Source organism: Azospirillum endophyticum, from assembly GCF_016595245.1.
In the GTDB taxonomy this organism is placed as follows: Bacteria; Pseudomonadota; Alphaproteobacteria; order Azospirillales; family Azospirillaceae; genus Azospirillum; species Azospirillum endophyticum.
The window spans coordinates 38323-63709 of record NZ_JAENHM010000067.1 but is presented as its reverse complement, the minus strand read 5'-3'; the positions used below and the strand labels follow the sequence as shown (position 1 = coordinate 63709).

Sequence of the window (25387 nt, the reverse complement as noted above, 5' to 3'; positions counted from 1 at the left end):
GCCGAAGGGACGCCCCAAGGAATGCCCCAAAGGAACGCTCCAAAGGAACGCCCATGACCTTCCTGTTCAATTCGGACGCCACGCGTGGCGCCGTGTTCGCCAGGGCCTTCGCCGACGCGCTGCCCGGCCTGCCCTTTTCGATGGATCCGGCCACCGTCGATCCCGATGCGGTGCGCTACCTGATCACCTGGACCATCCCGCAAGATCTCGCCCGCTACCGCAATCTCGACATCGTCTTCTCCATCGGGGCCGGGGTCGACCAGTTCACCATGACCGCCCTGCCCGATCATGTGAAGGTCGTGCGCATGGTCGAGGACGGCATCGTCCGCATGATGCAGGAATACGCCACGCTGGCCGTGCTGACCCTGCACCGACAGATGCCGGCCTACCGCGCCCAGCAGGCCGAAATCGTCTGGCGCGCCCTGCCGCAGCCGCAGGCGGCGGAGCGGCGGGTCGGCGTGCTGGGGCTGGGCGTGCTGGGTCAAGCGGTGCTGGACCGGCTGAAGCCCTTCGGCTTCCCGCTGTCGGGCTGGAGTCGCTCGCCCCGCCGGCTCGACGGCGTGACCTGCTTCCATGGCGCGGACGGTCTCGACGCGATGCTGGCCGACACCGACATCCTGATCGTCCTGCTGCCGCTGACCCCGGACACCCGCAAGTTCCTCGACGCGACTCTGCTGGGCAAGCTGCCCCGGGGGGCGGCGCTGGTCCACACCGGACGCGGGCCGCAGCTCGACCATGCGGCCCTGCTCGACGCGCTCGACGACGGCCGGCTCTCCGCCGCCATGGTCGACGTCACCGACCCGGAGCCGCTGCCGGCGGATCATCCCTTCTGGACCCATCCGAAGATCCTGCTGACCCCGCATGTCGCCAGCATCACCCAGCCGGAGAGCGCCGCACAGGCGGTCATCGCGAATCTTCGCCGGCATTTCGCCGGACAGGACCCGGTCGGGCTGATCGACCGCCGGCGCGGCTATTGACGCCGACGCCCGCGCCTTTCCCCTGCGGCACAGCCGCCAACAGCCACGATGCGGCGCAGCCGCTTACAATTGAGGATCTCCCCATGTCGCTGCTGAAGACCATCGACCCGAACCCGGCCTTCACTCCGCGCGAATCGACCCCGACCCCGGAACGGCTGATCGCCGGGTCGCCCGCCTTCAAGACCTGGGCGCAGGACGCTGCCAGGGCCAAGGGCGACACCGTCCGGACCGGCGTCTGGGAAGCCACACCGGGCGAAACCCGGTCGATCAAGGGCGAGACCTTCGAGTTCTGCCACATCCTGTCCGGCGTCATCGAAATCGCGCCGGACAACGGCGAGCCGGTGGTCTACCGGGCAGGCGACAGCTTCGTCCTGAAGCCGGGCTTCACCGGCGTGTGGAAGACCATCGAGACGGTCCGCAAGATCTACGTCATCATCGACTGAGGGCGCATCATGAGCCTGTCCTTCGACCCGGACCGCCTGTCGCTGCCGATCGGCCATTTCATCGGCGACCGCCTGATTCCGGCGGGCGCCGCAACGGACGACGGGCTGCCCATGCACCGCCCATCGGACGGCCGGGCCTATGCCGACTGCCCGGTCGCCTCCGCCGATCTGGTGGATGAAGCGGTCGCCACCGCACAGGCCGCCCTGAAGGCCAGCAATTGGGGCGGCGTACGCCCGCGCGAGCGCACCGCCGTGCTGCAACGCTGGGCCGCCCTGATCGAAGAGGAGGCGGAGACCCTGGCGAAGGTGGAGGCCCTGTCCTCCACCCGTCCGGTCGGCCAGCTCGTCGACGGCGACATCGCGGTGACGGCCGAGCAAATCCGCTTCTTCGCCGAATTCGCCGACAAGGAGGGCGGCGACCTCGCCCCCACCGACGACGGCAGCCTGGGCATGGTGATGACGGAGCCCTACGGCGTCGTCGGAGCCATCACGCCGTGGAACTTCCCGCTGTCGATGGCGGGCTGGAAGCTCGGCCCGGCGCTGGCCGCCGGCAATGCGGTGGTGTTGAAGCCGTCGGAGATGACGCCCTTCTCCACCGTCCTGCTGGCCCAGCTGGCGGTGAAGGCCGGGCTGCCCGCCGGGCTGATCAACGTCGTGCTGGGCGACGGCCCGACCACCGGGGCGGCCATCACCCGCCATCCCGGCATCGCCAAGGTCAGCTTCACCGGATCGACGGCGGCGGGATCGGCGATCATGGCCGACATCGCCCGCAGTGGCGTCAAGCCGATGACGCTGGAACTCGGCGGCAAGAGCCCGCAGGTCGTCTTCGCCGACGCCGACCTCGACAAGGCGGCGGCAGCCATCGCCACCAGCGTGCTGTCCAATGCCGGCCAAGCCTGCGTCGCCGGGTCGCGCCTGCTGGTCGAGGCGCCGGTGACCGAGCCCCTGATCGAGCGGATCCTGGGCCACATGCGCGCCGTCCGGCCCGGCCCGACCTGGAACGCGGAGACGCGCTATTCCCCCATCATCTCCGAACGCCAGCGCGCCCGCATCCAGTCCATCGTGTCGGCCTCGTTGACCGGAGCGGCGGAGTGCCTGACCGGCGGCGGTCCGATGGAAGGGGACGGCTATTTCTATGCGCCGACGCTGATCGCCGGGGTCGACCAAAGCTCCCCCGCCGTGATGGAGGAGATCTTCGGCCCGGTCCTGACCGTGCAGAGCTTCGGGACCGAGGAGGAGGCGATGGCGCTGGCCGATCATCCGACCTACGGGCTTGCCGCCGGCCTCTACACCCGCGACCTGTCGCGCGCCCTGCGCCTGACCCGGCGGCTCCAGGCCGGGACGGTGTGGGTCAACCGCTATGGCCGCTCGCGCGACCACATCCTGCCGACCGGCGGCTACAAGCGCTCCGGCATCGGCAAGGATCTGGGGCGCGAGGCCTATCTCGCCAACCGCCGCAGCAAAAGCGTGCTGATCGGCCTGTAGTCCAATGAAAAGCCATCGGGGACGTTCGATGAAAACCCACTCCATTGCGATCATCAAGGGCGACGGCATCGGGCATCCCGTGGTCGACGCCGCCTGGGAAGTCCTGCAGGCCGTGGCGAAGCAGTCGGGCTTCGCGCTGGAGGGTACCCAACTGCCCTGGTCCTGCGCCCATTACAAGGAGACCGGCGTGATGATGCCGGCCGACGGCATCGACACGCTGCGCAACTACGACGCCATCCTGCTCGGCGCGGTCGGCTGGCCGGCGGAGGTCCCGGATGCGGTGTCGCTGCACGGGCTGCTGCTGCCCATCCGCAAGGCCTTCGACCAGTATGCCAACGTCCGCCCGCACCGGCTGCTGCCGGGGGTGGAGGGGCCGCTGCGGCGCGGCGGCTTCGACATCCTGTGCATCCGCGAGAACACCGAAGGCGAATATGCCGGGGCCGGCGGACGCGTCCATCAGGGAACGGCGCAGGAAGTGGCGGTGGAAACCGGCATCTTCACCCGCATGGGGGTCGAGCGCATCCTGCGCTTCGCCTTCGCCCAGGCCCGCGCCCGGCGCGGCAAGCTGGCTTCGGTCACCAAGTCGAACGCGCAGAAGCATTCGATGGTGTTCTGGGACGAGATCACCCGCCAGCTGGCCGCCGAACATCCCGACGTCGAGGTCACCAGCTATCACGTCGACGCCATGGCGGCGCGCATGGTGACGGCGCCGGAGAGCCTGGACGTCGTCGTCGCCTCCAACCTGTTCGGCGACATCCTCACCGATCTGGGCGCGGCGATCCAGGGCGGGCTGGGCTTCGCCGCCTCGGCCAACCTCAACCCCGAGCGCAAGGCGCCGTCGATGTTCGAGCCGGTGCACGGCTCCGCTCCCGACATCGCCCATCTCGGCATCGCCAATCCGATCGCCGCCATCTGGTCGGGCGCGATGATGCTGGAGCATCTGGGGGAGAAGGCCGCAGCCGACCGCGTCATGACCGCCCTGGGCGACACCACCAGGCAGGGAATCGGCACGGTTCCCGGCAAGGACCGGACGGACGCGATCACCGCCGCCGTGCTGTCGGCGCTCTCCTGATGTCCACGACCCCGAATCCATACGCAGCGGAAAAAGACACGACCATGACCCATCACCTGACGGATTCCACCCTCTTCCGCGTACAGGGGCTGATCGGCGGGACTTGGTGCGACGGGGCGGCCGGGCGAACCATCGACGTCCTGGATCCGGCGACCGGCAACAGCCTCGGCAGCGTTCCCGACATGGACGGCACCGATGCCAGAAACGCCATCGCCGCGGCGGCCGGGGCCTTCCCCGCCTGGCGCCGGCGGACCCATGCCGACCGCGCCGCGCTGCTGGAACGCTGGCACGCGCTGATGATCGAGAACCTGGAGGATCTGGCCCGCATCCTGACGCTGGAGCAGGGCAAGCCGCTGGACGAAGCGCGCGGCGAGATCCGCTATGGCGCCTCCTTCGTCAAATGGTTCGCCGAAGAGGCGCGGCGGATCGGCGGTACCACCATCCCCTCCCCCACCCCCGACCGCCGCATCGTCGTGCTGAAGGAGCCGGTCGGCGTCTGCGGCATCATCACGCCGTGGAACTTCCCCAACGCCATGATCACCCGCAAAGTGGCCCCGGCACTGGCCGCTGGCTGCACCGTGGTCATCAAGCCGTCGGACTTCACGCCCTATTCTGCGCTGGCCTTGGGCGTACTGGCCGAACGGGCCGGGATCCCCGCCGGCGTGATCAACATCCTGACCGGACGGCCCGAAGCCATCGGCGAGGAAATCCTGGCGAACGACACCGTCCGCAAGATCTCCTTCACCGGCTCCACCCGCGTCGGCTCCCTGCTGATGCGCGGCGCCGCCGCCGGTATCAAGCGGCTGAGCCTGGAACTGGGCGGCAACGCGCCCTTCATCGTCTTCGACGACGCCGACCTCGATCAGGCGGTGGACGGCGTCATCCTGTCCAAGTTCCGCAACGGCGGCCAGACCTGCGTCTGCGCCAACCGCATCCTGGTGCAGGCCGGCGTCTACGAGGCGTTCCGCGACCGTCTGGTCGCCCGGGTCAACGCCATGCGGGTGGGATCGGGCCTGGAGCCGGGTGTCGCCATCGGCCCGATGATCAACGAAGCCGCCATTGCCAAGATCGAGCGCCATGTCGCCGATGCGGTCGCCAAGGGGGCGAGCGTCGCCTCTTCCGCCGTTGCGGTTCCGGGTCCGCAATACGTCGCCCCGCTGGTGCTGACCGGCGCCACCACCGATATGCTGCTCGCCAGTGAAGAAACCTTCGGCCCGGTGGCGCCGCTGTTCCGCTTCGAGACGGAGGAGGAGGCCGTCGCCCTCGCCAACGCCACGCCCTTCGGGCTGGCCGCCTATTTCTACACGCAGAACCTCGCGCGGTCCTGGCGGGTGGGCGAAGCGCTGGAAGCCGGCATGGTCGGGCTGAACACCGGCCTGATCTCCACCGAGGTCGCCCCTTTCGGCGGCGTCAAGCAATCCGGCCTGGGCCGGGAAGGAGCGCAAGTCGGCATCGAGGAGTATCTGGAGATGAAGACTTTCCACATCGGCGGTCTGGGGTGACACCTTTGGGTCGATGGAAAAGCCCGGCGGGAGCGATCCAACGCTCCCGCCGGGCCTTTTTCCATTTTTGACGGTCACTGAATCCGGTCGAGCGCCTTGTAGTACATCCCGACCAGCGGCAGGAACCAGGGCTTGCCGAAATGCCCGGGCACGGCGGGCCAGGACAGCCCCTTCAGCGGGTTCCTGTCCTCCCGCCCCAGGATCGCATCGGCCATGGTCATGCCGAGATGGGTGGACAGCTGCGCCCCATGGCCGGAATAGCCCATCGCGTACCACAGGCCGTCCTGACAGCCGGCGCGCGGGTAGCGGTCGCTGGTCATGTCCACCAGCCCGCCCCAGCAGTAGTCGATGTCGACACCGGCGATCTGCGGGAAGATCTTCGCCATGCCTGCCCGCAGGATCGCTCCGCTCTTGGCGTCGGACCGTTGGTCGGAGCTTGCGGAGAAACGCGCCCGGCCACCGAAGATCAGCCGCCGGTCCGGCGACAGCCGGAAATAATTGCCGATGTTCATCGAGGTGACGTAGGTGCGGTTGCCGGGCGCCACCGACGCGATTTCCTCATCGCTCAGCGGACGGGTGGCGATGATGAAGCTGCCGACCGAGATGATGCGGCGACGGAAATGACTGAAATTCGGCGTGGTGTAGGCGCCGGTGGCGACCAGCACCTGGCCGGCGGTCACCGTGCCGCGCGGAGTGGACAACGTATGCCGGTCGCCCGACCGGGTGATGGCGGTAACCGGCGCGTTCTCGACCAGCAGCGCGCCATGCCGCTTGGCCGCATCCGCCAGCCCGGCGACGAAACGGCCCATATGCATCATGGCGCTCTTGCGCGACAGCATCGCGCCATGGAAGGGCGAACCGACCTCCCCCTTCAGCTCTTCCGGGGTCAGCAGCGCCGTATCGGGATCGACCTCGCGGTGAACCGCCTCGAAGTTCCGGGCGATCGCCTCGAAATGCGCCGGCTTCGAGGCCAGCTTCAATTTTCCGGCACGGCGGAAATTGCAGTCGATCCCCTCCTCGGCGATCAGCGCCTCCAGCGTGTCGATCGACTGATCGAAGGCCCGGTAGAGCGCAACGGCGCGTTCCGTCCCCAAGGCGGCCTTGGCGGCGATGAAGCTGTGGGCCAAGCCGTTATTGAGGTGCCCGCCGTTGCGCCCGGATGCCCCGCCGCCGATGCGGCCCGCCTCCAGCACGATCACCCGCGCGCCGGCCCTGGCCAGCTGTCGGGAGGCCCCCAGGCCGGTGAACCCGCCCCCCACGACCGCGACATCGTAATGGCCCTCGATGGCCCCCTCCACCCCACCCGCGAAGACCGGGGCGGTATCGTGCCAGTAGGAGACGAATTTCATGACCTGGGTCCTTCCCATTACAGGCTGAAACGAACAATCCGCTCCTTACAGGCCGACCACGCCCGGCAGGCCGGAAATATTCGGAATCTCGACATAGCCGTAATAGGGATTGGCCGGTTCATGGCCGCGGTTGACCCACACCTTGTTGCGGATCCCCAGGTCATGCGCCGACATCAGATCGTAACGGAAGGAGGAGGAGCAATGCAGGATGTCCTCCGGTCCGCAGCCGAGCATGTCGAACATGTATTCGAACGCCTTGAAGCGGGGCTTGTAGGCCTGGGCCTGCTCGGCCGTGTAGACGGCGTGGAAAGGCGCGCCGAGCTTCGCCACGTTCGACGGGATCTGGTCGTTCATCGCGTTGGACAGGATGACCAGCGGGATCTCCTTGGCGACCTTGGCCAGCCCGGCCGGCACGTCGGCGTGCGGCCCCCAGGTGGGAACCCGCTCATAGACCATGCGCGCGTCCTCGTCGCGGAAGACGACGTTGTTGCGCTTGCAGCTGCGCTCCAGCGAATTGTGCACGACCTCCGCATAGGGCTTCCAGTCGCCCATGATCTCGTCGAGGCGGTAGGCGGCGAAGTTCTTGATGAACTCCGTCATCCGCGCCTCGTCGAGGATCGACCCGTACAGATCGCGCGCAGCCTCCGCCATCTGAAAGTTGATCAGCGTGCCGTGGCAATCGAAGGTGACGTATTTCGGCCGGAACTGGCTCATGGCTGCTTCCTTGAGATGGAACGACGTGGAGTGGGGCGAATTGGGAATGGGGCGCTGCCGGCCCTGCCCTACGATCCTAGCGTCGCCGCGAAGCCGGGCCTGACCGAAATGCCCGGCGCGAAAGCACAAAGTTCCGTTTCCGTCTCGGCACTCAGCATTTGGTTGGGAGGGAAGCGGCGCCAGGACGCCCGGAACGGGGGCGGAAGCCCCATCCGCGGGTTCGGTCGCCATCGCCGCGGCATAAGATGCGGCGGGCTGCCGGAGCAAAGGTGAAAGATGTCGCGGCGGGTGCCGCCTTCAGACAAACGTCCGGGGGCACTGCGCACACTCTTGGAGGCAGAGGGTGAAAGGACTGCCCATGAATAAGAATACGGTTCCCAAGAGAGCGATCGACTGGGCGGCTTTCGAGCCGAAGCATCTCGACGATGCGCTCGCCCTGTCGCGGCAGGCGCAATGGCCGCACCGGCTGGAAGACTGGTCGCTGATCCTTTCGCTGAGCCGGGGGCTGGTCGCCGTGGATGCCGGATCGGGCCGGCTGGTCGGCACCGTGATGACGACGCCCTATGGCGAGGATGCCGCCACCATCAACATGGTCATCGTCGACGAGGGCTGGCGCGGGCAGGGCCTCGGCCGCCGCCTGATGGACGAGGCGATGGCGCTGGCGGACGGCCGCCCCCTGCGCCTCGTCGCCACCAGCGACGGGCTGCCGCTCTACGAAAAGCTGGGCTTCCGCGAGGTCGGCACCGTCCTGCAGCACCAGGGGGAAGCCGGTCCGGTTCCGCCGGTGGAGGCGGAGGAGGTCGCCGCGGCCGGCACAGGTGAGCTTGCGGCCATCGTCGCGCTGGACCGGGAGGCCTTCGGCGCCGACCGCCGTCTGCTGCTGGAGCGCATCGCCGGGCCGGGGTCCTTCACGCTGCTGCGCCGGAACGGCGCCCCCGTCGGCTTCGCCGCCCTGCGCGACTTCGGTCGCGGGCAGGTCGTCGGCCCGGTGGTCGCCCCCGACGCGGACGGAGCCAAGGCCCTGATCGGCCCGCTCGTCGCCGCGCATCCGGGAAAATTCCTGCGGGTGGACACCACCGCCGACACCGGCCTCGCTCCGTGGCTGGCCGATTGCGGTCTGCGTCCTGTCGGCGGCGGCATCGCCATGCGCCGCTCCGCGCCGGCGGCGGCAGCCGCTTCGCCCGTTCCCGTATCGACTTTCGCGCTCGCCAGCCAGGCACTCGGCTGATCCGGAGAGGACCATGCTCAGCAATTCCCTGATCGAACTCGACCGTGCCCATCTGGTCCATCCCGTCGCGTCATATCGCGGCCATGAGAAGGCCGGGGTGCGGGTGATCGCCTCCGGCGCCGGGGCGACGGTCACCGACGCCGCCGGCCGCCAGCTGGTCGACGGCTTCGCCGGCCTGTGGTGCGTCAACGCCGGCTATGGACAGCAGAGCCTCGTCGACGCCGCCACCCGCCAGATGCAGGAACTGCCCTACGCCACCGGCTATTTCGGGCTTGGCAGCGAACCGGCAATCCGGCTGGCCGCGGCACTCGCCGAACGGGCGCCCGGCGACCTGAACCATGTCTATTTCACGCTGGGCGGGTCGGATGCGGTGGACAGCACCATCCGCTTCATCCGTTACTACTGGCTGGCCAAGGGCCAGCCGCAGCGCGACCAGTTCATCTCCATCGAGCAGGGCTATCACGGCTCCTCCACCGTCGGGTCGGGGCTGACCGCGCTGCCCGCCTTCCATGCCGGCTTCGGTGTGCCCTTCGACTGGCAGCACAAGATTCCGTCGCACTACGCCTACCGCAACCCGGTGGGCGACGATGCCGATGCGATCATCGCCGCCTCGCTCGCCGCCCTCGACGCGAAGATCGCCGAAATCGGCGGACCGGAACGAGTCGCCGCCTTCTATGCCGAACCGATCCAGGGGTCGGGCGGCGTGCTGGTGCCGCCCGACGGCTGGATGAAGGCGATGTGCGACCGCTGCCGCAGCCTGGGCATCCTGTTCGTCGCCGACGAGGTCATCACCGGCTTCGGCCGCACCGGCCCGCTGTTCGCCTGCACCGACGACGGCGTGGTCCCCGACATGATGACCACGGCGAAGGGCCTGACCTCCGGCTATGTGCCGATGGGCGCGGTTTTCCTGTCGGACGCGGTGTACGATACCATCGCGGACGCCGCCGGCAGCAGCGCGGTCGGCCATGGCTATACCTACTCCGCCCACCCCGTCAGCGCCGCGGTGGGGCTGGCTGCCTTGCGCCTGTACGAGGACAGCCTGCTCGCCAACGGCGCCAGGGCCGGGGCGCGGCTGATGGCCGGGCTGCACGCTCTGCGCGACCACCCGCTGGTCGGCGACGTGCGCGGGCGCGGCATGCTGGCCGCCATCGAACTGGTGGTGGCCAAGGAGCGCAAAACCCCCCTGCCCGCCGCCGCCGAACCGTCGCGCCGGATTTTCGACCGGGCCTGGTCCAACGGTCTGGTGATCCGCGCCTTCGCCAACGGCGTGCTTGGCTATGCCCCGCCGCTCTGCTGCACCGACGACGACATCGACGCGATCCTGGAGCGGACGGCACAGACGCTCGACCAGACCCTGGACGATCCCGACGTCCGCCGGGCGATGCGCTAGACGAAAAAGGAGGTGTCCGTGGAAAAAACCGCGGATACCTCCGTATCCAGCATTTTCTGCCGTCCAGCACCGAAGATTCGGAGACCCTCACCCACCCCTTGGACCACACTGGAGGGGAAGAAGACCGAATCTCCAGGCCAGTTCAAGAGGGACCAGCTCCAAAGACATCCCGGCGGAGGTTGCCGCCGGACCTGAAACGCCCCGCCGGACCGGAACGGTTCCCCTGCGGTCCTTGATGAGGAGATGGTGCGTTGACCAAGAGCCTGCTGAACTTCAAGTATCTGACCTTCGACGTCGTCGGCACCCTGATCGACTTCGAATCCGGCATCAAAGACTGCCTCGCCGCAATCGCGGCGGAGGCCGGCACCACGGTGGACGGCGAGGCGGCGCTGACCCTCTACCGCGAGGCGCGCTATGCCGACGATGCCGACCTGTTCCCCGACGATCTGGCGCGCGTCTATTCGGTGATCGCGCCCAGGCTGGGGCTGCCCGCCGGCACGCAGTACGGCGAACGCCTGCGGGATTCCGCGGCGGCCTGGGCCGGCTTCCCCGACAGCCGGGAGGCCATGGCGCGTCTGGCCAAGCGCTACAAGCTGATCGCGATGACCAACGCGCGGCGCTGGGCCTTCACCCATTTCTCCCGCGAGCTGGGCGATCCGTTCTTCGCCGGCTTCACCACCGACGACACCGGCGTCGAAAAGCCCAACCCCGCCTTCTTCCAACAGGTGTTCGAATTCGTCGAGCGCGACGGCGGCAGCAAGGACGACATCCTGCACGTCGCGCAGAGCCAGTATCACGACATCGGCGTGTCCCGCCGCCTCGGCATGACCAACTGCTGGATCCAGCGGCGGCACGCCCAGAAGGGCTATGGCGGCACCATCGAGCCCGCCGAGTTCACCGAACCGGATTTCCATTTCCGCTCGATGGCGGAACTAGCCGATGCCGTCGAAGCAGCGGCCGCAGAGCCGAAGACGGCTTCCGCGTAACCGGGCCAAACCGGAGCGCGCTGAATAAAGAAACGAACGAACAATCCTGAACAGAGTGAGGCAGACATGACCAAGACGCCTGAAAGCTGGACCCGGACTGACGACAGCATGGTCGAAAGCGCCATCCGGCGCGGGGCCACGCGCCGCGACCTGATGAAGATGCTGCTGGCCGGCGGGGTGTCGCTGGCCGCCGCCGACCTCGTTCTGGGCCGCGCCGGCATGGCGCTGGCCGCCACGCCGGTGAAGGGCGGCGCGCTGAAGGCTGCCGGCTGGTCGTCCTCGACCGCCGACACGCTGGATCCCGCCAAGGCGTCGCTGTCCACCGACTATGTCCGGTGCTCTGCCTTCTACAACCGCCTGACCACGCTGGACCAGAACGGCGTTCCGCAGATGGAGCTGGCGGAGAGCGTGGAATCGGGCGATGCCAAGACCTGGACGGTCAAGCTGCGCAAGGGCGTCACCTTCCACGACGGCAAGTCGCTGACCGCCGACGACGTGGTGTATTCGCTGAAGCGCCACCTCGATCCCGCCGTCGGTTCCAAGGTCGCGAAGATCGCCGCGCAGATGACGGAGTTCAAGGCGGTCGACAAGACCACCGTCGAGATCACGCTGGCCAGCGCCAACGCCGATCTGCCGACGATCCTGGCCACCCACCATTTCATGATCGTGGCCGACGGCACCACCGACTTCTCCAAGGGCAACGGCACCGGCGCCTTCACCTGCAAGAGCTTCGAGCCCGGCGTGCGCTCCATCGGCCTGCGCAACCAGAATTACTGGAAGGGCGGGCCGAACGTCGACTCCTTCGAGTTCTTCGCGATCAGCGACGACAATGCCCGCGTCAACGCGCTGCTGTCCGGCGACATCCATCTCGCCGCGTCGATCAACCCGCGCTCCACCCGTCTGGTGGACGGACAGAAGGGCTTCGCCCTGTCGAAGACGACGTCCGGCAATTACACCGACCTGAACATCCGCCTGGATATGGAGCCCGGCAGCCGCAAGGACTTCGTCGATGGGATGAAGTACATCGTCAACCGCGAGCAGATCGTCAAATCGGCCCTGCGCGGCTTCGGCGAGGTGGGCAACGACCAGCCGGTCTCGCCCGTGAACGCCTACCACAACGCCGCCCTGAAGCCGAAGGCGTTCGACCCGGAAAAGGCGAAGGCGCTGTTCAAGAAGGCCGGCGTCCTGGGTCAGTCGATCCCGGTGATCACGTCGGATGCCGCATCGTCGGCCATCGACATGGCGATGGTGATCCAGGCCTCCGCCGCCGAGATCGGCATGAAGCTCGACGTCCAGCGCGTGCCGTCCGACGGCTATTGGAGCAACTACTGGCTGAAGTCGCCGATCCATTTCGGCAACATCAACCCGCGCCCGACGCCGGACATCCTGTTCTCCCTGCTCTACGCCTCCGAAGCGCCGTGGAACGAGAGCAAGTACAAATCCGAGAAATTCGACAAGATGATGATCGAAGCGCGCGGCCTGCTCGACCAGGCCAAACGCAAGGAGATCTACAACGAGATGCAGGTGATGATCGCCGAAGAGGCCGGCACCATCATCCCCGCCTACATCTCCAACATCGACGCCATCAACGACAAGCTGAAGGGCCTCGCCCCCAGCCCGCTGGGCGGCATGATGGGCTACGCTTTCGCCGAGTATGTCTGGCTGGCCGCCTGATACAGTGGGCGGGCGGAACGGGACGGCCGCGGGGCCGGCCGTTCCGGCCCGTCGCGGCCCATTCGGGCAACCCCTCCGGGGGCGCCTCGCCTTGCGGAGGCCAAGCATGACATCACGCGTTCCGTCCCTCATCCTTGGTCGGCTGCTCATCGCACTGGTCACGCTGACGATCGTGTCCTTCGCCGTGTTCTTCGCCACCACCCTGCTGCCCGGCGACACGGCGACCATCCTGCTGGGGCAGGCGGCGACGCCGGAAGCCATCGCCGGGCTGCGCACGGCCATGCATCTGGACGACCCGGCCCTGCTGCGCTTCGTCTACTGGATCGGCGGCCTGTTCCGGGGCGATCTCGGCACCTCCTACGCCAACCATATGCCGGTGGCCACGCTGATCTCCGGCCGGCTCGCCAACACCCTGAAGCTGGCCGGGCTGACCACCCTGGTGTCGGTTCCGCTGGCGCTGACGCTGGGCATCACCGCCGCCATGTGGCGGCGCACGCTCTATGACCGCATCGTCACCATCGCCACCATCGGCGTCATCTCGGTGCCGGAATTCGTGCTGGCGACCCTGGCCGTTCTGGTGTTCGCCGTCTACCTGAAATGGCTGCCGGCCCTGTCCTTCACCTACAATGTCGACAGTTTCTCCGGCCTGCTGCGGGCCTACGCCATGCCGGTCATCACCCTGACCTTCGGGGTGTCGGCGCAGATGATCCGCATGACCAGAGCCGCCGTGATCGAAACGCTGAACACCCCCTATGTCGAGATGGCGCTGCTGAAAGGGGCGTCGCGCCCCCGCATGGTCCTGCGCCACGCCCTGCCCAACGCGCTGGGGCCCATCTCCAACGCGGTGGCGCTGTCGCTCTCCTACCTGCTGGGCGGCGTGATCATCGTCGAGACGATCTTCAACTATCCGGGGATCGCCAAGCTGATGGTCGATGCGGTGTCCACCCGTGATTTGCCGCTGATCCAGTCCTGCGCGATGATCTTCTGCTTCGGGTATCTGATCCTGATCACCACCGCCGACATCGTCGCCATCCTGTCGAACCCGAGGCTCCGATGAAGACACATTCTTCCACTGAACCGAGGGCCTCAACCGGCTCCAGGGCTTCCACCGGCTCGCTGACGGCATGGTCGGGCTACCGGATCAACCTGGTCGGCCTCGCCGCCTTCTCCGTCGTCCTGTTCTGGGCGCTGGTCGCCCTGTTCGCCCCCTACATCACGCCCCATTCGGTGGGCGAGATGATCGACCTCGACTATTTCGGCCCGATGCGGCCCGGCCTGTGGCTGGGGTCGGATTATCTCGGCCGCGACATGCTGTCCCGCATCATCTACGGCGCCCGCTACACCGTCGGCATCTCCCTGGCCGCGGTGTCCATCGCCTGCTTCACCGGCGTGGTGCTGGGCATGACCTCGGCGGTGCTGCGCGGGCCGGTGGACATGGTGGTCAGCCGCATCCTCGACGCCATGAACTCCATCCCCAGCAAGCTGTTCGGCCTGATGGTGGTCGCGGCGGTGGGCTCGTCCATCCCCGTGCTGATCCTGACCCTGTCGGTCATCTATGTCCCCGGCGCCTACCGCTTCAGCCGGGCGCTGGCGATCAACATCGACACGATGGATTTCATCATGGTCGCCCGCATCCGGGGCGAAAGGCTGCCCTACCTGATCGCATCGGAGATCCTGCCCAACATCATCGGCCCGGTGCTGGCCGACCTCGGCCTGCGCTTCGTCTTCATCGTCCTGCTGCTGTCGGGCCTGTCCTTCCTGGGGCTGGGCGTCCAGCCGCCCTATGCCGACTGGGGTGCGCTGGTGCGCGAGAACATCGGCGGCCTGCCCTTCGCGGCACCGGCGGTGATCGTGCCGTCGCTGGCCATCGCCACCCTGACCATCAGCGTCAATCTGCTGATCGACAATCTTCCGCAGAAGATCCGGGACCGGAGTGCTTCCTGATGACGAACCTTGTCGAAATCCGCGCTCTGACGGTCGAAGCCACCACCGATTCGGGCCGCAAAATCCAGATCCTGAAAGGCATCGACCTGGATATCGCCGCCGGCGAGACCGTCGCCTTCATCGGCGAAAGCGGGTCCGGCAAGACCACCGCGGCCATGACCCTGCTGGGCCACGCCCGTCCGGGATGCCGGATTTCCGGCGGCACGGTGAAGGTCGACGGCCATGACATGGCGACGCTGCCGGAGAAGGAGCGGGCCGCCCTGCGCGGCACCACCGTGGCCTATGTGCCGCAGAGCGCGGCCGCCGCCTTCAACCCGGCCTCGACCATCATGGATCAAGTCATCGAGGTGACGCGGATCCACCGCCTGATGCCGCCGGACGAGGCCCGCCGCCGGGCGGTCGCCCTGTTCCGTGCCCTGTCCCTGCCCGATCCCGACGGTATCGGCGACCGCTATCCGCACCAGGTGTCGGGCGGCCAGCTGCAACGGCTGGCGGCGGCGATGGCGCTGATCGGCGATCCCAAGGTGGTGATCTTCGACGAGCCGACGACGGCGCTGGACGTCACCACCCAGGTCGAGGTCCTGCGTGCCTTCAAGGCGGTGACCGCCCAGCACCGGATCGCCTGCGTCTATGTCTCCCACGATCTGGCGGTGGTCGCGCAGATCGCCGACCGCATCATGGTGCTGCGCAACGGCGCGGTGCAGGAAACCGGCAGCGTCCACGACATCCTGACGCGCCCGGCCCACCCCTACACACAGGAATTGCTGCACGCCTTCCACCCCGACACCGGCGGGCGCGAGGCGCTGCCAGTCGCCGACAGCGCCGCTCCCCTGCTGGAGATCAACACGCTGAGCGCCGGCTACGGCCCGCCGCAGTCGAACGGGCAGCCGCTGGTCCTCGCCGTCAAGGGGGTGAGCCTGCAGGTGAAGCGGGGCACCAACCTCGGCATCATCGGGGAGTCCGGCTGCGGGAAATCGACCTTGGCGCGCGCCATCGCCGGGATCCTGCCGGCCTGCAAGGGCGACATCCAGTTCAACGGCAAGGAGCTGTGGCACAGCGCCCGCCAGCGCAGCCACGACCAGCTCCGCGACCTCCAGATCGTCTTCCAGCACGCCGACACCGCGCTCAACCCGGCCAAGTCCATCGAGGACATCCTCGGCCGTCCGCTGACCTTCTATCACGGCCTGCGCGGCAAGGCCCGCGATGCGCGGGTCGATGCGCTGCTGGACATGGTCCGCCTGCCCCGCGCCCTGCGCCACCGCCGCCCGGCCGAATTGTCGGGCGGCCAGAAGCAGCGGGTGAACTTCGCCCGTGCGCTCGCCGCCGAGCCGAAGCTGATCCTGTGCGACGAGATCACCTCGGCCCTCGACACCGTGGTTGCGGCGGCGGTCATCGACCTGCTGAAGGAACTGCAACGCGAACTTGGCCTGTCCTATGTCTTCATCAGCCACGACCTGTCGGTGATCGAGGCGATCTGCGACGAGATCGTCGTGATGTATCGCGGGCAGACTGTGGAGACCATCATCCCCGCCGACCGGCAGCCGCCGCAGCACCCCTATTCGCAGCTGCTGTTCTCATCGGTGCCGAAGCTGGATCCGACCTGGCTCGACACCCTGAACATCGACGCCGACCGGATGCGAGTGGCGTGAACCGTCGGCCCTCCACTCCACCCTCCAGCCTGCCAATGAACTGCCCGAGGTTTCCAGGAGCCTGATTTGGTGGATGGTATGGACGACCGCTACCCACCGGCCTGAACTGGCCAGGAAGTGGTCTGTGTCGAACGCCACGTCGGGGACGGTCGTCCACGAGCATTGTCAGCGTCGGTCTGGATCTTGCCAAGCAGGTCTTTCAGGTTCATGGGGTTGATGAGACCGGTCGAGTGGTTGTCCGCCGTCAACTCCGGCGCGATGCCGTGGACAGCTTTTTCCGAGAGCTACCGCCCTGCCTGATCGGCATTGGCGCGCGACGCCCACAGCCCGGGTCAGGGTCCCCTTCTGGCCGACCCAGGCCTCATCCTGGAACCAGACCTCCAGCCGCTTGCCGGGGTGGCGCTTGGCGATGCCGGCGAGTTGGTCGGGGAAGTTTTTTAAATGCCTCCCGGGCGGCGGGATCGGTCTTGGGGTGGATCGGGCGCGGGGTCCGCCAGGACAGCCCCCTCTGCTGGAGCAGGTTGTTCATGCCGCAGCGGCTGTAGTCGGCACCGAAGTGGCGCCTGGCCAAGTCTTGGATGTGGGACAGCCGATACTCGACGGAGAGAGAGCGGCGGCGGTGCGCATCGTCTCATCACTCGACGGTTACACGGGCCGGACACCGTCGAGGCGCTCCAGATCGTCGCGCATCACCGCGATCAGCCAGTCGCAGATCGCCGGCACAACGGGCTGCAGCGGACGGGCTTTCGGCGAGATGAGCGAATGCCAGCGCCCGGTGCGTATTTCGCCTGCGCCGGCGCGAACCAGATGCCCTTCGCAAAGCGCGCGCGATACGACGCTGACCCAGCCGAGCGCGATCCCTTCGCCATTCTGCGCCGCCTGCAATGCGACCGAATAGTCTGAGAACACATCCCAGGTTCCGATGCCCTCCAGGCGCCCGCTTGGGTTCAGAAGCCGGTTCCAATGCGCCTTGTGCTCGTCGTTCAGGTTCAGGAAGACATGGCGTTGCGGATCGGCATCCAAGGGGCCGCGCTCCGCCAGATAGGCGGGGCTGCAAACCGGCATGATGATCTCCGGCGCAAAGGGCCAGACGTGATAACGCGGGTCGTCGGCCTCGACGACGCGGGTGGCGATGTCCACGTCGGACGGGGGCTGGCCCAGCATTCCCTGCACCAAATCCAGACGCAGTTCGACGGTCGGGAATGCCCCCTTGAAGGCACGTAGCCGAGGCACCAGCCAATGTGTGGCGAAGGAACTGGAGAAGGACAGGATGACCCGTGTTCTTGCCGCGCGTTGACGCACGGTATCGACCGTGCGGTCGATCGCCGCGAGACTGTCGCGCAGGGTGCGGAAAATCTCATCGCCCTCGGCGGTCAGGACAATGCCGGTGGGGGTGCGCTGGAACAGCCGCAAGCCCAGCCGATCCTCGAGCTGCGCGATGCTGCGGCTGACGGACGGTTGGGTGACGTTGAATTCCCGCGCTGCCGCCGAAAAGCTGCCCGTCCGGGCAGCCGCCTCGAAGATGAACAGGGTTCGGGCAAGGGGGGCGATGCTGCGCAGGGCCATACGCTCAGGGTATACCCCTTGCACGTTTTATCAAGCTTCCTGGCCTGCGCTCCACAGGCACATCCTTGACCCATGTCCGCCTGGGCACATCAAGGAGACCTTCCAGCCATGCAGATCGCGGCGCATATCGCAGCCCAGCCCAATTCCCAGACCAGCTCGCAGTCCTCCGATCCGCTGCTTTCACCGTTCCGGCTGGGCGGGCTTCTGCTGCGCAACCGCATCGTCAGCACCAGCCATGCCTCGATGCTGGACGAAGGCGGCATGCCGACCGAGCGTTACCAGCGCTACCATGAAGAAAAAGCGAAGGGCGGCATCGCCCTGACGATGATCGGCGGCTCCGCCATGACCTCGCGCGATTCGAGCTGGGGCGGCGGGCAGCTCAACCTGTCGGGCGACGCCATCCTGCCGCATCTGGAGGCGATGGCACGCCGCATCCACGACCATGGCACCGCCATCATGTGCCAGGTGTCGCATCTGGGGCGGCGGGCGACCGCGCTGGGCAGCGGCTGGCTGCCGGCAATCGCGCCGTCGCGGGTGCGCGAAACGCGGACCCGCAGCTTTCCCAAGGAAATGGACCGCGCCGACATCGACCGTGTCGTCGCCGACTACGCCGCCGCCGCAAGGCGTTGCCGGCAGGCGGGACTCGACGGGGTGGAAACGCTGACCGGCGGGCATCTGCTGGGCCAGTTCCTGTCGCCCCGCACCAACCTGCGCACCGACGGCTTCGGCGGCTCAACCGCGAACCGGGCTCGCTTCGTGCTGATGGTGCATGAGGCGATGCGCGAGGCCGTCGGCCCGGACTTCGTCATCGGCATCCGCTACGTCATCGACGAGGGGGGCGAGGACGGGCTGCATATGGATGAAAGCCTTGAAATCGCCCACATGCTGCAGCGGGAAGGCCATATCGATTTCTTCAACTGCATCTATGGCCGGATGGACAGCGATCTGCTGCTGACGGAACACAACATGCCCGGCATGTTCCAGCGCAGCGCTCCGTTCCTCAGCGAGGTGCGGCGCTTCCGGGCCGAGGTCGGGCTGCCGGTCATGCATGCCACCGGCATCCGGGACGTCGCGACGGCGCGGCATGTCCTGCGCGAAGGCATCGCCGATCTGGTCGGCATGACGCGGGCGCACATCGCCGACCCGCATCTGGTCGCCAAGATCCAACGCGGCGAGGAAGATCGCATCCGCCCCTGCGTCGGGGCGTCCTATTGCCTGTATCGCAAGGCGCATTGCATCCATAACCCTGCCACCACCCGCGAAACCATGCTGAGCCACGAGATCACGCCCGCCGATACGCCGCGCCGCGCGGTGGTGGTCGGCGGCGGTCCTGCCGGGATGGAGGCCGCCCGCGTGCTGGCCGAGCGCGGCCATCGCGTCACCCTGTTCGAGGCGGGAAGCCGGCTGGGCGGGCAGGTTCTCATCGCCGCCGGCGCCGAGGGGCGGCAGGATCTTCTGGGCATCACCGAATGGCGCCGGGGCGAGCTCGAGCGGCTGGCGGTGGACATTCGCCTGAACATGTATGCCGAAGCCGCCGACATCGCCGCCGAAAACCCGGACATCGTCATCGTCGCCACCGGTGGCGTGCCCGACCTCGACTGGCTGGACGGCGGCGAACAGTGCACCAGTGTCTGGGACATGCTGTCCGGCCACGTGCCGGCACAGGATGACGTGCTGGTCTATGACGGTACCGGCCGGCAGGCGGCGCCGTCCTGTGCGCTCAAGCTGGCGGCCGCGGGAAAGACGGTCACCTTCGTCACGCCCGATGCCGCGGCGGCGGTCGAGATGCCGTACCAGGACACCTCCAGCTTCCGCAAAAGGCTGTACCAGCAGGGTGTTACGCCCCTGGTCGATCACCGCCTGATCCGGGTGCGCCGCGAGGGAAACCGCTTGGCCGCCATCCTGCGCAACGAAATGACGGACGAGGAGCGCGTGATCGTCACCGCCCAGGTCGTCGTCGAACACGGGACGCTGCCGATGGACGGGGTGTTCAACGACTTGCGCGCCTTGTCCCTGAACAATGGGATCACCGACATCGACCGGCTTCTGGCCGGCCGGCCCCAGGATTTGCAGCCGGGCCGTTTCGCCCTGCACCGCATCGGCGATGCGGTGGCCAGCCGCGATCTGCATGCCTCGATCTTCGATGCCTACCGCCTGTGCAGCCAGCTTTAACCACGACAGAACAGGGAGCCGTGAGAATGACGACGACCACGAACTGGACCCCTCGCGACGATCGACAGGTCGAAGACGCCATGCGCCGCGGCGCGAACCGTCGCGAGCTGTTGCAGATGGTCATGGCGGGCGGAATCGGACTTGCCGCGGGCGGCGCCATTCTTGGCCGGGCGGCCGCCGCGCTGGCCGATACCCCGGTCAAGGGCGGTCACCTAGTAGCGGCGGGCTGGTCGGCGTCGACCGCCGACACGCTGGACCCGGCCAAAGCGTCGCTTTCGACCGATTACGTCCGCTGCTGTTCGCTCTATAGCCGCCTGACGGTGCTGGACCAGGCGGGTGCCGTGCAGATGGAACTGGCCGACGGCATCGAGACCCCCGACGCCAAGGTCTGGACAATCAAGCTCAAGCGGGGCGTGACCTTCCACAACGGCAAGACGCTGACCGCCAACGATGTGACGTTCTCCCTGCGGCGGCATCTCGATCCGCAGGTGGCCTCGAAGGTCGCGGCAATCGCCAAGCAGATGACGGATATCAGGGCGCTCGATCCCGCGACCGTCCAGATCACGCTGACCGCGCCCAATGCCGATCTGCCGACGATCCTTGCCATGCATCACTTCATGATCGTGGCCGAGGGCACCACCGACTTCTCCAAAGGCGTCGGCACCGGCGCGTTCCGGCTGGACCGCTTCGAGCCGGGCGCCCGGTCGGTCATGTCGCGCAACGAGGATTACTTCAAGACGCCGGCGCCACTGAACAGCTTCGAGTTCTTCGCGGTCGCGGATGACAGCGCCCGCGCCAATGCGCTTCTGAGCGGCGACGTTCATATCGCCGCGAACATGAAGCCCGCGCAGCTCCGCCTGCTGGAGAGCCAGCCGGGTGTGGTCCTGGAACGCAGCATCGCCGGGAACTACACAAACCTGAACATGCGGCTGGATATGGCGCCGGGTGACCGTGCCGACTTCGTCGCCGGCATGCGCCATCTGGTCAATCGCACGCAGATCCAGAAAACCGTCCTGCGGGGCATCTGCGAGCCGGGGAACGATCAGCCCGTTCCACCGTCCAGCCCCTATTTCAACGCGGAACTGGCCGCTCCCGCCTATGATCCCGAAAAGGCCAAGGCGCTGTTCAACAAAGCAGGAATGTTGGGGCAGGCAATCCCAATCGTCGCGTCGGATGCCGCAGTCGGATCGATCGACATGGCGACGATCGTGCAGCAGGCCGGCGCCGGGATCGGCATGAATTTCCAGATCAACCGCGTGCCCTCAGACGGCTATTGGGCAAATTACTGGCTGAAGGCACCAGTGCATTTCGGCAATATCAATCCTCGTCCGACGCCGGACATCCTGTTCTCGCTGCTCTACGCCTCGGACGCGCCCTGGAACGAAAGCCATTACCGGTCGGAGCGCTTCGACCGGCTGCTGGTCGAGGCACGCGGCAGCCTGGACAACGCGCGCCGAAAGCAGATCTATGCCGAGATGCAGGGCATGATCGCAACCGAGGCCGGAACGATCATCCCCGCCTATATCTCCAACGTCGACGCCCTTTCTCAGAAGGTGAAGGGCATGCGGAAAAGTCCACTTGGCAATCTGGAAGGCTATGCATTCGCCGAGCATGTCTGGCTGGCCGCCTGATACGGTGGATGGGCGGGACGGGACGGCCGCGCGGCCGGCCGTTCCGGCCCGCCGCGGCCCATTCGGGCGGCCCCTCCGGGGGCGCCTCACCTTGCGGAGGCCAAGCATGACATCACGCGTTCCGTCCCTCATTCTTGGTCGGCTGCTCATCGCACTGGTCACGCTGACGATCGTGTCCTTCGCCGTGTTCTTCGCCACCACCCTGCTGCCCGGCGACACGGCGACCATCCTGCTGGGGCAGGCGGCGACGCCGGAAGCCGTCGCCGGCCTGCGCACGGCCATGCATCTCGACGACCCGGCCCTGCTGCGCTTCGTCTACTGGATCGGCGGCCTGTTCCGGGGCGATCTCGGCACCTCCTACGCCAACCATGTGCCGGTGGCCACCCTGATCTCCGGCCGGCTCGCCAACACCCTGAAGCTGGCAGGTCTGACCACACTGGTGTCGGTCCCCTTGGCGCTGACGCTGGGCATCACCGCCGCCATGTGGAGGCGCACGCTGTACGACCGCATCGTCACCGTCGCCACCATCGGCATCATCTCCGTTCCGGAATTCGTGGTGGCGACGCTCGCCGTGCTGGTGTTCGCCGTGTACCTGAAATGGCTCCCGGCCCTGTCCTTCACCTATCAGGTCGACAGTTTCGCCGGGCTGCTGCGGGCCTACGCCATGCCGGTCGTCACCCTGACCTTCGTGGTGGCGGCGCAGATGATCCGCATGAGCCGGGCCGCCGTGATCGAGACGCTGAACACCCCCTATGTCGAGATGGCGCTGCTGAAAGGCGCCTCGCGCCCGCGCCTGGTCCTGCGCCACGCCCTGCCCAACGCGCTGAGCCCCATCGCCAACGCGGTGGCGCTGTCGCTCTCCTACCTGCTGGGCGGCGTCATCATCGTCGAGACGATCTTCAACTATCCGGGCATCGCCAAGCTGATGGTCGATGCGGTGTCCACCCGCGACCTGCCGCTGATCCAGTCCTGCGCGATGATCTTCTGCTTCGGGTATCTGATCCTGATCACCACCGCCGACATCGTCGCCATCCTATCGAACCCGAGGCTCCGATGAAGACACATTCCTCCACCGGCACCCTCGCGGCGCGGTCCGGCTACCGCATCAATCCGGTAGGCGTGGCCAGCTTCTCCGTCGTCCTGTTCTGGGCGCTGGTCGCCCTGGTCGCCCCCTACATCACCCCCCATTCGGTGGGGGAGATGATCGACGCCGACTATTTCGGCCCGATGCGGCCCGGCCTGTGGCTGGGGTCGGATTATCTCGGCCGCGACATGCTCTCCCGGCTCATCCTCGGCGCCCGCTACACCGTCGGCATCTCCCTGGCCGCGGTTTTCATCGCCTGCTTCACCGGCGTGGTTCTGGGCATGGCCTCGGCGGTGCTGCGCGGGCCGGTGGACATGGTGCTCAGCCGCCTGCTCGACGCCCTGAACTCCATCCCCAGCAAACTGTTCGGCCTGATGGTGGTGGCGGCGGTCGGGTCGTCCATTCCCGTGCTGATCCTGACCCTCGCGCTCATCTATGTTCCCGGTGCCTACCGCTTCAGCCGGGCGCTGGCGGTCAACATCGAGACGATGGACTTCATCATGGTCGCCCGCATCCGCGGGGAAAAGCTGCCCTACCTGATCGCGTCGGAGATCCTGCCCAACATCATCGGCCCGGTGCTGGCCGACCTCGGCCTGCGCTTCGTCTTCATCGTCCTGCTGCTGTCGGGGCTGTCCTTCCTCGGGTTGGGCGTTCAGCCGCCCTACGCCGACTGGGGCGCGCTGGTGCGCGAGAACATCGGCGGCCTGCCCTTCGCGGCACCGGCGGTGATCATGCCGTCGCTGGCCATCGCCACCTTGACCATCAGCGTCAATCTGCTGATCGACAATCTTCCGCAGAAGATCCGGGACCGGAGTGCCTCCTGATGACGAACCTCGTCGAAATCCGCGGCCTGACGGTCGAGGCCACCACCGATTCCGGCCGCTGGATCCAGATCCTGAAGGGCATCGACCTGGACATCGCCGCCGGCGAGACCGTCGCCTTCATCGGCGAAAGCGGGTCCGGCAAGACCACCGCGGCCATGACCCTGCTGGGCCACGCCCGTCCGGGCTGCCGGATTTCCGGCGGAACGGTGAAGGTCGACGGCCATGACATGGCGACGCTGCCGGAGAAGGAGCGGGCCGCCCTGCGCGGCACCACCGTGGCCTATGTGCCGCAGAGTGCCGCCGCCGCCTTCAACCCGGCCTCGACCATCATGGAGCAGGTCATCGAGGTGACGCGGATCCATCGCCTGATGCCGCCGGACGAGGCCCGCCGCCGGGCGGTCGCCCTGTTCCGCGCCCTGTCCCTGCCCGATCCCGACGGTATCGGCGACCGCTATCCGCACCAGGTGTCGGGCGGGCAATTGCAGCGGCTGGCGGCGGCGATGGCGCTGATCGGCGATCCCAAGGTGGTGATCTTCGACGAGCCGACCACGGCGCTGGACGTCACCACCCAGGTGGAGGTCTTGCGCGCCTTCAAGGCGGTGACCGCCAAGCGCCGGATCGCCTGCGTCTATGTCTCCCACGATCTGGCGGTGGTCGCCCAGATCGCCGACCGCATCATGGTGCTGCGCAACGGCGCGGTGCAGGAGACCGGCAGCGTCCACGACATCCTGACGCGCCCGACCCACCCCTACACCAGGGAGCTGCTGAACGCCTTCCATCCCGACACCGGCGGCCGTCCGACCCTGCCCATCGCCAACAGCACCGCCCCGCTGCTGGAGATCAACATGCTGAGCGCCGGTTACGGCCCGCCGCAGTCGAACGGGCAGCCGCTGGTCCTCGCCGTCAAGGGGGTGAGCCTCCAGGTGAAGCCGGGAACCAACCTCGGCATCATCGGCGAGTCCGGCTGCGGGAAGTCGACGCTGGCGCGTGCCATCGCCGGCATCCTGCCGGCCTGCAAGGGCGACATCCAGTTCAATGGCAAGGAGCTGTGGCACAGCGCCCGCCAGCGCAGCCGCGACCAGCTCCGCGACCTGCAGATCGTCTTCCAGCACGCCGACACCGCGCTCAACCCGGCCAAGTCCATCGAGGACATCCTCGGCCGTCCGCTGACCTTCTATCACGGCCTGCGCGGCAAGGCTCGGGACGCCCGCGTCGATGCCCTGCTGGACATGGTCCGCCTGCCTCGCGCCCTGCGCCACCGCCGCCCGGCCGAATTGTCGGGCGGCCAGAAGCAGCGGGTGAACTTCGCCCGTGCGCTCGCTGCCGAACCGAAACTGATCCTGTGCGACGAGATCACCTCGGCCCTCGACACCATCGTCGCCGCGGCGATCATCGACCTGCTGAAGGAACTGCAGCGCGAACTTGGCCTGTCCTACGTCTTCATCAGCCACGACCTGTCGGTGATCGAGGCGATCTGCGACGAGATCATCGTGATGTATCGCGGGCAGACGGTGGAGACCATCGTCCCCGCCGACCGGCAGCAGCCGCAGCACCCCTATTCGCAGCTGCTGTTCTCGTCGGTGCCGAAGCTGGATCCGACCTGGCTCGACACCCTGAACATCGACGCCGACCGGATGCGGGTGGCGTGAGCGGCGCGCGCCCGCAAGGGCGCAAAGCCGCGCGAGGAAAAAATCCGC

Annotated in this window: 20 protein-coding genes and 2 pseudogenes; 18 read left to right on the top strand and 4 right to left on the bottom strand. The window is 67.4% G+C overall.

Annotation, left to right across the window (positions count from 1 at the left end; translation table 11 throughout):
• Positions 1-53 precede the first annotated feature (53 nt).
• The 5 genes from JHL17_RS25110 (at position 54) to JHL17_RS25090 (ending at position 5479) form a co-directional block, all read left to right on the top strand.
• Positions 54-977, top strand: a complete 924-nt coding sequence (locus JHL17_RS25110; RefSeq protein WP_200197403.1) for a 2-hydroxyacid dehydrogenase — start codon at positions 54-56, stop codon at positions 975-977.
• Between the two features lie 83 nt (positions 978-1060).
• Complete coding sequence (locus tag JHL17_RS25105; protein WP_200197401.1) at positions 1061-1420, top strand: cupin domain-containing protein; 360 nt, start codon at positions 1061-1063, stop codon at positions 1418-1420.
• Between the two features lie 9 nt (positions 1421-1429).
• On the top strand, positions 1430-2905 hold the full coding sequence (locus JHL17_RS25100) for an aldehyde dehydrogenase family protein (protein ID WP_200197399.1): 1476 nt from the start codon (positions 1430-1432) through the stop codon (positions 2903-2905).
• Between the two features lie 28 nt (positions 2906-2933).
• The gene (locus JHL17_RS25095; RefSeq protein WP_200197397.1) at positions 2934-3977 is read left to right on the top strand and encodes a tartrate dehydrogenase; all 1044 of its coding nucleotides are present in this window, start codon (positions 2934-2936) and stop codon (positions 3975-3977) included.
• A 44-nt stretch (positions 3978-4021) separates the two neighbouring features.
• Positions 4022-5479: an NAD-dependent succinate-semialdehyde dehydrogenase gene (locus tag JHL17_RS25090; RefSeq protein WP_200197394.1), complete on the top strand. Its 1458-nt coding sequence runs from the start codon at positions 4022-4024 to the stop codon at positions 5477-5479.
• Between the two features lie 74 nt (positions 5480-5553).
• Here the strand turns inward: JHL17_RS25090 and JHL17_RS25085 are convergent, their stop codons facing one another.
• Both JHL17_RS25085 and JHL17_RS25080 read right to left on the bottom strand, forming a co-directional pair.
• Positions 5554-6828 (bottom strand): NAD(P)/FAD-dependent oxidoreductase, encoded by a 1275-nt coding sequence (locus tag JHL17_RS25085; protein WP_200197392.1) that lies wholly within the window; start codon positions 6826-6828, stop codon positions 5554-5556.
• 45 nt (positions 6829-6873) lie between these two features.
• Positions 6874-7542: a haloacid dehalogenase type II gene (locus JHL17_RS25080; protein ID WP_200197390.1), complete on the bottom strand. Its 669-nt coding sequence runs from the start codon at positions 7540-7542 to the stop codon at positions 6874-6876.
• Positions 7543-7900: 358 nt separating this feature from the next.
• Between JHL17_RS25080 and JHL17_RS25075 the strand changes: the two genes are divergently transcribed.
• From JHL17_RS25075 to JHL17_RS37280, 8 genes and pseudogenes are all read left to right on the top strand, one after another.
• Positions 7901-8770, top strand: a complete 870-nt coding sequence (locus tag JHL17_RS25075) for a GNAT family N-acetyltransferase (protein WP_200197388.1) — start codon at positions 7901-7903, stop codon at positions 8768-8770.
• A 13-nt stretch (positions 8771-8783) separates the two neighbouring features.
• Entirely contained in the window at positions 8784-10160 is a 1377-nt protein-coding gene (locus JHL17_RS25070) for an aspartate aminotransferase family protein (protein WP_200197386.1), read from the top strand.
• 251 nt (positions 10161-10411) lie between these two features.
• Positions 10412-11146 (top strand): HAD-IA family hydrolase, encoded by a 735-nt coding sequence (locus JHL17_RS25065; RefSeq protein ID WP_200197384.1) that lies wholly within the window; start codon positions 10412-10414, stop codon positions 11144-11146.
• A gap of 66 nt (positions 11147-11212) precedes the next feature.
• Positions 11213-12820 (top strand): ABC transporter substrate-binding protein, encoded by a 1608-nt coding sequence (locus tag JHL17_RS25060; RefSeq protein WP_200197382.1) that lies wholly within the window; start codon positions 11213-11215, stop codon positions 12818-12820.
• 106 nt (positions 12821-12926) lie between these two features.
• Positions 12927-13877 carry an ABC transporter permease gene (locus JHL17_RS25055; protein ID WP_200197380.1) on the top strand — a complete coding sequence of 317 codons (951 nt, stop codon included), beginning with the start codon at positions 12927-12929 and terminating at the stop codon, positions 13875-13877.
• Positions 13874-14764, top strand: a complete 891-nt coding sequence (locus JHL17_RS25050; protein WP_200197378.1) for an ABC transporter permease — start codon at positions 13874-13876, stop codon at positions 14762-14764. The genes JHL17_RS25055 and JHL17_RS25050 overlap by 4 nt, the downstream gene beginning before the upstream one ends.
• Entirely contained in the window at positions 14764-16413 is a 1650-nt protein-coding gene (locus JHL17_RS25045; protein ID WP_200197376.1) for an ABC transporter ATP-binding protein, read from the top strand. Before JHL17_RS25050 ends, JHL17_RS25045 begins: the two co-directional genes overlap by 1 nt.
• A 161-nt stretch (positions 16414-16574) precedes the next feature.
• Positions 16575-16727 (top strand): annotated as a pseudogene (locus tag JHL17_RS37280) (IS110 family transposase); the annotation flags it as partial.
• On the opposite strand, the pseudogene JHL17_RS25040 reads toward JHL17_RS37280, so the two are convergent.
• Together JHL17_RS25040 and JHL17_RS25035 are read right to left on the bottom strand one after the other, a co-directional pair.
• Positions 16660-17014: pseudogene (locus tag JHL17_RS25040) on the bottom strand (winged helix-turn-helix domain-containing protein); the annotation flags it as partial. The pseudogenes JHL17_RS37280 and JHL17_RS25040 sit on opposite strands and share 68 nt — an antisense overlap.
• A 44-nt stretch (positions 17015-17058) precedes the next feature.
• Positions 17059-17979, bottom strand: coding sequence for a LysR substrate-binding domain-containing protein (locus JHL17_RS25035; RefSeq protein WP_200197374.1), 921 nt, complete (start codon positions 17977-17979; stop codon positions 17059-17061).
• A 108-nt stretch (positions 17980-18087) separates the two neighbouring features.
• Between JHL17_RS25035 and JHL17_RS25030 the strand changes: the two genes are divergently transcribed.
• From JHL17_RS25030 to JHL17_RS25010, 5 genes are all read left to right on the top strand, one after another.
• Positions 18088-20151, top strand: a complete 2064-nt coding sequence (locus tag JHL17_RS25030) for an oxidoreductase (RefSeq protein WP_200197371.1) — start codon at positions 18088-18090, stop codon at positions 20149-20151.
• Positions 20152-20177: 26 nt separating this feature from the next.
• Complete coding sequence (locus JHL17_RS25025; RefSeq protein WP_200197369.1) at positions 20178-21782, top strand: ABC transporter substrate-binding protein; 1605 nt, start codon at positions 20178-20180, stop codon at positions 21780-21782.
• 106 nt (positions 21783-21888) lie between these two features.
• Complete coding sequence (locus JHL17_RS25020) at positions 21889-22839, top strand: ABC transporter permease (protein ID WP_200197367.1); 951 nt, start codon at positions 21889-21891, stop codon at positions 22837-22839.
• Positions 22836-23690 (top strand): ABC transporter permease, encoded by an 855-nt coding sequence (locus JHL17_RS25015; RefSeq protein ID WP_200197365.1) that lies wholly within the window; start codon positions 22836-22838, stop codon positions 23688-23690. Before JHL17_RS25020 ends, JHL17_RS25015 begins: the two co-directional genes overlap by 4 nt.
• Positions 23690-25339, top strand: a complete 1650-nt coding sequence (locus tag JHL17_RS25010; protein ID WP_200197363.1) for an ABC transporter ATP-binding protein — start codon at positions 23690-23692, stop codon at positions 25337-25339. Before JHL17_RS25015 ends, JHL17_RS25010 begins: the two co-directional genes overlap by 1 nt.
• Positions 25340-25387: the final 48 nt, after the last annotated feature.

Bases quoted from the DNA above. Each gene is read 5' to 3' on its own strand.
- JHL17_RS25085 (WP_200197392.1), bottom strand. From the start codon at position 6,828: ATGAAATTCGTCTCCTACTGGCACGATACCGCCCCGGTCTTCGCGGGT.
- JHL17_RS25010 (WP_200197363.1), top strand. From the start codon at position 23,690: ATGACGAACCTCGTCGAAATCCGCGGCCTGACGGTCGAGGCCACCACC.
- JHL17_RS25035 (WP_200197374.1), bottom strand. From the start codon at position 17,979: ATGGCCCTGCGCAGCATCGCCCCCCTTGCCCGAACCCTGTTCATCTTC.
- JHL17_RS25020 (WP_200197367.1), top strand. From the start codon at position 21,889: ATGACATCACGCGTTCCGTCCCTCATTCTTGGTCGGCTGCTCATCGCA.
- JHL17_RS25090 (WP_200197394.1), top strand. From the start codon at position 4,022: ATGACCCATCACCTGACGGATTCCACCCTCTTCCGCGTACAGGGGCTG.
- JHL17_RS25105 (WP_200197401.1), top strand. From the start codon at position 1,061: ATGTCGCTGCTGAAGACCATCGACCCGAACCCGGCCTTCACTCCGCGC.
- JHL17_RS25030 (WP_200197371.1), top strand. From the start codon at position 18,088: ATGCAGATCGCGGCGCATATCGCAGCCCAGCCCAATTCCCAGACCAGC.
- JHL17_RS25070 (WP_200197386.1), top strand. From the start codon at position 8,784: ATGCTCAGCAATTCCCTGATCGAACTCGACCGTGCCCATCTGGTCCAT.
- JHL17_RS25050 (WP_200197378.1), top strand. From the start codon at position 13,874: ATGAAGACACATTCTTCCACTGAACCGAGGGCCTCAACCGGCTCCAGG.
- JHL17_RS25055 (WP_200197380.1), top strand. From the start codon at position 12,927: ATGACATCACGCGTTCCGTCCCTCATCCTTGGTCGGCTGCTCATCGCA.
- JHL17_RS25045 (WP_200197376.1), top strand. From the start codon at position 14,764: ATGACGAACCTTGTCGAAATCCGCGCTCTGACGGTCGAAGCCACCACC.
- JHL17_RS25080 (WP_200197390.1), bottom strand. From the start codon at position 7,542: ATGAGCCAGTTCCGGCCGAAATACGTCACCTTCGATTGCCACGGCACG.
- JHL17_RS25095 (WP_200197397.1), top strand. From the start codon at position 2,934: ATGAAAACCCACTCCATTGCGATCATCAAGGGCGACGGCATCGGGCAT.
- JHL17_RS25025 (WP_200197369.1), top strand. From the start codon at position 20,178: ATGACGACGACCACGAACTGGACCCCTCGCGACGATCGACAGGTCGAA.
- JHL17_RS25075 (WP_200197388.1), top strand. From the start codon at position 7,901: ATGAATAAGAATACGGTTCCCAAGAGAGCGATCGACTGGGCGGCTTTC.
- JHL17_RS25110 (WP_200197403.1), top strand. From the start codon at position 54: ATGACCTTCCTGTTCAATTCGGACGCCACGCGTGGCGCCGTGTTCGCC.
- JHL17_RS25100 (WP_200197399.1), top strand. From the start codon at position 1,430: ATGAGCCTGTCCTTCGACCCGGACCGCCTGTCGCTGCCGATCGGCCAT.
- JHL17_RS25015 (WP_200197365.1), top strand. From the start codon at position 22,836: ATGAAGACACATTCCTCCACCGGCACCCTCGCGGCGCGGTCCGGCTAC.
- JHL17_RS25060 (WP_200197382.1), top strand. From the start codon at position 11,213: ATGACCAAGACGCCTGAAAGCTGGACCCGGACTGACGACAGCATGGTC.